The organism is Hydrogenovibrio sp. (genome assembly GCF_049975065.1).
Lineage (GTDB): Bacteria > Pseudomonadota > Gammaproteobacteria > Thiomicrospirales > Thiomicrospiraceae > Hydrogenovibrio.
The window spans coordinates 1-5656 of record NZ_JBNGDN010000008.1; the positions used below are offsets into that span (position 1 = coordinate 1).

At 50.9% G+C, this 5656-nt stretch carries 3 protein-coding genes and 1 pseudogene; 1 reads left to right on the forward strand and 3 read right to left on the reverse strand.

Annotated elements, in window-relative coordinates; all coding sequences use genetic code 11:
* Positions 1-36 precede the first annotated feature (36 nt).
* Positions 37-783 carry an elongation factor-1 alpha gene (locus ACP5D0_RS02400; protein ID WP_472363968.1) on the reverse strand — a complete coding sequence of 249 codons (747 nt, stop codon included), beginning with the start codon at positions 781-783 and terminating at the stop codon, positions 37-39.
* 373 nt (positions 784-1156) lie between these two features.
* Here ACP5D0_RS02400 and ppsA point away from each other — a divergent pair, with 373 nt between their 5' ends.
* Entirely contained in the window at positions 1157-3592 is a 2436-nt protein-coding gene (ppsA, locus tag ACP5D0_RS02405) for a phosphoenolpyruvate synthase (RefSeq protein WP_472363969.1), read from the forward strand.
* A 192-nt stretch (positions 3593-3784) separates the two neighbouring features.
* On the opposite strand, the gene ACP5D0_RS02410 is transcribed toward ppsA, so the two are convergent.
* Positions 3785-5449 carry an ABC transporter ATP-binding protein gene (locus ACP5D0_RS02410; RefSeq protein WP_472363970.1) on the reverse strand — a complete coding sequence of 555 codons (1665 nt, stop codon included), beginning with the start codon at positions 5447-5449 and terminating at the stop codon, positions 3785-3787.
* Between the two features lie 30 nt (positions 5450-5479).
* A pseudogene (locus ACP5D0_RS02415) lies at positions 5480-5656 on the reverse strand (ABC transporter permease); the annotation flags it as partial.

Below are 5656 nucleotides of genomic sequence, written 5' to 3' on the forward strand. Positions count from 1 at the left end.
CATATCACCTTTTTCAGAATGCGTTTTGAATGATGATTACGCGGTTGGCTTTTTACGCGCTTCCAGCCACGGCATCACCCACATTTGATACAAGGACGTGAATAGCATAATCGTCGCTGCAATGCTGTACCCAAACCCGCCGATAATGACAAACCAGGCAAATTGCGGGTTCATTTTCGTTAACCACCAAGAAGCAATATCCACCACCAAAAAGGCAAACGGAATGAAGATAATCACCGCCTTAACCCAGCGATTGAAGCCAACCGCCATCGAAAAGATATAACCGACAAAGAAGAAAATGAACGAAATGCCGAACAGGTGGATGTGTGAAACGCGTGTTAAAGAAGTAATGTCCGCGCCCTCATCCACTTTGGCGATTTCTTTCATGGTGTTGAATTGAGTCACATTTGGCAACGATTTGATGTGCGCATGACAAACGGCGCATTTCTGCATCACTATCGGTTCAACAATCGGTTCCCACTCCGATTCTTTCGCCCCATCACGCGCCCATTTAATCAATGTCATTCGTTCTTCCGGCGTAGCCTTGTCTTTCATCGAACCATTCAATTTCGATTCCAGCTTGGAGCCGGTTCGATTCCCGTAATAACTGTACACAATATCGTCAACTGAAACCCCGAATTTGCCGTCTGCCATACCGTGCGTCAGCAGTATTTGACCGCCGGCCATCAAGAGCCCCAGCCCGACCACCATGATGTAGCCGGTGAATAAAGATTTTAACGGAATACTGAGCTCAGGGAGCGACCAGTTTCGGGTAGCGTTCATTATCGAATTTCCTCATTATCGGGTTACAATTGAAATGTAAATCGAATGCTGAACAGACGGCTTAACGGATATTTGAATGTTATTGTATTGGCTTGCCGAAACCCATTGAAGATGAGGTGGCGCGCTTTGGTTTTAATCTGCTTCGGAAAGTCGTATGATGTTACACAGCATTAACACCCACAAACTATACACCTTTTTAGCCGAATGTTTCATGAATTTGTGCTGAGATTGCGCAGAGCATTGGGTTCACAAGGAAATTTTCGAAGACGCGTCGTATCGGTGATTACGACCGACTGAGAAAATATTTCTTGTGGAATCAAGGAACAAGCAAAGTCGGTGCAAATTTGTGAAATATTCGGGTTAGGAGAACATTATGGCAAAGCGGCGTTATATTCGATTTTTTGATGAAATTGGCATTGAGGACATTCCATTGGTGGGCGGTAAAAACGCTTCTCTAGGCGAAATGTTCCAATCCCTGACACCGGTCGGAATCCCGGTGCCCAACGGTTTTGCCGTCACTGCGGAAGCCTATCGGATGCTTTTGACGGAAAACGACTTGTGGCAAAAGCTTCATGATCTTCTTGACCCGCTTGACGCCGCCAGTGTGACCGATTTGGCCGAACGCGGTCAAGCCGCTCGGCAATTGGTGTTTCATGCCGAACTGCCGCAAGTATTAATCGATGAGATTCTCGATGCTTACCATGTCTTGTGTGATTGCTTCCCCACGCCCATCACCTTGGCCATTCGCAGTTCGGCCACGGCAGAAGACCTTCCCACCGCCAGTTTTGCGGGACAGCAAGATACCTATTTAAATGTGACCGGTGAACAAGCTCTGCTCAATGCCTGCAAACGCTGTTTTGCCAGTTTATTTACCGACCGAGCGATTCATTACCGCATCGATCAGGGGTTTGATCACTTTGACGTCGGGCTGTCAATCGGCGTCCAGAAAATGGTGCGCTCGGATTTGAGCGCCTCTGGGGTGATGTTTTCGATAGACACGGAAACCGGTTTTAAAGACGCGGTTTTCATTACCGGTGCCTATGGTCTTGGGGAAAACGTCGTTCAGGGTGCGGTGGATCCCGACGAGTTTTACGTTCACAAGCCGACTTTCGAACAAGGCTACCGCAAGGTGCTTCGACGCCATCTGGGGGCTAAAAAAATTAAAATGATTTATGCGGCTGGTACTGATAAAACACCGGTGCACAATATCAATACCACCCAAGCGGAGCGACAGGCTTATTGCCTCAGTGATGACGAAGTCCTGAAGCTGGCGGATTACGCCATCCGCATTGAAAAGCATTACAGCGACAAAGCCGGCCACCAACGCCCAATGGACATCGAATGGGCGAAAGACGGCGACGACGGCCAGCTTTACATTGTCCAGGCACGGCCGGAAACCGTCGCTTCACAGAAAATCGGCACACACCTCAAAAGCTACCAAATTTCGCCCGAACCGGATGCTCAAGTGCTGGTGGAAGGTCGTGCGGTTGGCCGCAAAGTGGCACAGGGCCGAGCGCGCGTCATTCAGGATGTGGCCTACATTGATCAATTCAAAGCCGGTGAAATTCTCGTCACCGACATCACCACACCCGACTGGGAACCGGTGATGAAAGTGGCGGCGGCCATTATCACCAATCGCGGCGGTCGCACCTGTCACGCCGCCATTATTGCGCGTGAACTGGGCATTCCCGCCATCGTCGGTTGCCCGCACGCGACGCATGCGCTGGAGTCTAATCCAGTCGTCACCGTATCCTGCGCCGAAGGCGACACAGGAAAAGTCTATCTCGGCAAGCAACCGTTTGACATCCACGAAACCGACTTATCGCAGCTGCCGACACCGAAAACCGATATCATGCTGAACCTAGGCAATCCGGCACTGGCCTTTCAGACCAGTTTTATCCCAAATCAAGGCGTCGGGCTGGCCAGAATGGAATTCATCATCAATGAATCGGTCAAAGCCCACCCTTTAGCGTTACTGCAACCGGAAAAAGTGACGGCCAAAACCATTCAGGAACAGCTGACCGACCTAACCCGCGGTTACGATAGCGGCAAGGCCTTTTTCATCGATAAACTCGCCAGCGGCATCGGCACCATTGCCGCCGCCTTTTACCCGAAACCGGTGGTGGTGCGTTTATCGGATTTTAAATCGAATGAATACGCCCGCCTGCTGGGTGGACGCTATTTTGAACCCGAAGAAGAAAACCCCATGATCGGCTATCGGGGGGCATCACGCTATATATCCGAGGCCTTCGAGCCCGCTTTTGCACTGGAATGCCAAGCCATCCAATACGTTCGCGAAGAAATGGGGTTCAGCAATGTCATCGTGATGATTCCGTTTGTACGGCGCGTGGTTGAAGCGCAAAAAGTGATTGAAACCATGGAAAAGCATGGCTTGAAGCGCAATAAAAATGCCTTAAAAATCTACATGATGTGCGAGATTCCGAACAATGTACTTGAACTGGATGCCTTTGCGCCCTACTTTGATGGCATTTCCATTGGCTCGAACGACTTGACGCAACTGGTGCTGGGGGTGGATCGTGATTCCGCGCTGGTGGCCGACAGTTACGACGAACGTGCCGATGGGGTGAAAACCATGATTCAATGGGCGGTTGAAGGTGCCAAACGCAATGGATTGCATTCTGGACTGTGCGGGCAGGCACCGTCCGACTATCCGGAAATGGCGAAATTTTTGATTGAACTCGGCATCGACTCCATCAGTCTGAACCCCGACTCGGTGTTAAGCACCATGCAATCCATTGCCGAACTCGAAAATCAAAAACAGACCAGGCCTGGTGAAACCGCCGTTTGAACCACATAGGCACGAAGATACAGAGGATTCTGGATTGTGACAAACTTTGTGACTTGGTGGTTATTTGCCAGGCCTGGTGGAATGGCTTTATTGAACCACAGAGGCACGAAGGCACAGTGGAATGCTGAGTGGTGAAATCTTCGTGTCTTCGTGGTGGATTTTTTTCACTGGGTCTGACTGAGCTTTTTTCTTCTATCGCGCTTCGAGTGTGTCGGCTTCTTTTGTCATTGGTCGGTTAAACGCTTGTCGAATCAGCTTGGGCGCCGAGTCGAGAAGCTGACGGGTGTAGTCGTGTTGCGGGTTGAGCATGATGTCTTCCACCGCTCCCTGTTCAACAATTACCCCTTCTTTCATCACCGCCACCTGATGGGCAATGGCCGGAATAATCGATAAGTCATGGGTGATGAATAAATACGACATATGATACTGCTGTTGTAACCGGTTCAATAAATCCAGCACCTGTGCCCGTACCGATACGTCCAAGGCACTGGTCGGCTCGTCACAGATAATCAATTCCGGCTCCACCGCCAAGGCGCGGGCAATGCCGATGCGTTGCCGTTGCCCACCGGAAAATTCGTGGGGGTAACGGAATTTATGTTCCGGCAAAAGACCCACCTGATTCAGCAGTTCATCAATGCGTTCATCCTGTTCCGCCGCTGTTTTCGGTCCGACGTTGAGGCTGTTCATGCCTTCACGGATAATGTCACGAATCTGCATCCGTGGGTTCAGCGCTGAAAACGGGTCTTGAAAAATCACCTGCACCCGTCTGCGAAAGGGTTTCATGCGTCGCTCATTCAAAGGCAGCAAATCCACTATGTCCGATTCGGTATGAAATTCGACTTCCCCAAACGTCGCGTCCACTAATCGCAGAATGGCTTGGCCAATGGTACTTTTGCCACTGCCCGACTCCCCGACCAGAGCTAAGGTCTCGCCACGGTTGATTGCCAGACTGACACCGTCCACCGCTTTGACGTAACCGACCGTTCGCTGGAAAACCCCTTTTTTGATTGGAAAGTGGACTTTTAAATCGCTGATGCGCAGGAGGTTTCGGCTGTCGCAAACGGGTTTATAGGTCAGCTTGGGAACCGCATCGGCCAATAATTTTTGCGTGTAAGGGTGCGCTGGCCGGTCAAAAAAATGCGCCTTATCGGCTTGTTCGACCAGTTCTCCGTGCCGCATCACCGCCACCCGATCCGCCATTTCATGCACCACCCCCATGTCGTGGGTGATGAATAAAATGGCCAGGCCTCGCTGATCGCGCAGCTGTTTTAACAAATCCAGTACCTGTGCCTGAATGGTCACGTCTAGAGCGGTCGTTGGCTCATCGGCGATTAACAGATCCGGCTCACAAGCCAGTGCCATGGCAATCATGATGCGCTGTTTCTGCCCGCCGGACAATTGGTGCGGATACCAGTCGTAGCGGGCTTCAGGGTCGGGAAGCCCCACTTCTTCAAATAAACAAATGACTTTGGTGCGGGTGGCATGGCGACTCATGCTCAAGTGGACTCTCAGAGCCTCGGCCACTTGATCCCCGACTTTCATCACCGGGTTGAGCGACGTCATGGGTTCTTGAAAAATCATCGCCACACGCTGTCCGCGTACCTGCTGCATTTGCGCTTCGGATAATTGAAACAAACTGTCGCCTGTCAGCATCACTTGACCGCCGGTAATGCTCAACGCCTCCGGTAAAAGGCGCATAATGGCGAGGGACGTCAGCGATTTGCCGCTACCGGATTCCCCGACCAAGGCAAAAATTTCACCCGGTTGAATGTGAAAGCTGATGTTTTTCACCAACGCGGTGTCGCCGACTTTGACTTCAAGGTGATTGACGTTTAAAACAGCTTGTTCGTTATTCATAATGACCTTTCAGTGTGTGATTAGGTGTGATTAGGTGTGGTTGCGTGGATCCAGAACCGCTTGCACTCTGTCTGAAAACAGGTTGGCCGCCAGTACCAGAACAAACATAAAGAAAAAAGCGGCAAACAGCGACCACCAGACCATGGGTTCGCGTGCCATTTCCAGACGCGCCTGATTGATCATATTGCCCCAACTGTGCATGGTCGG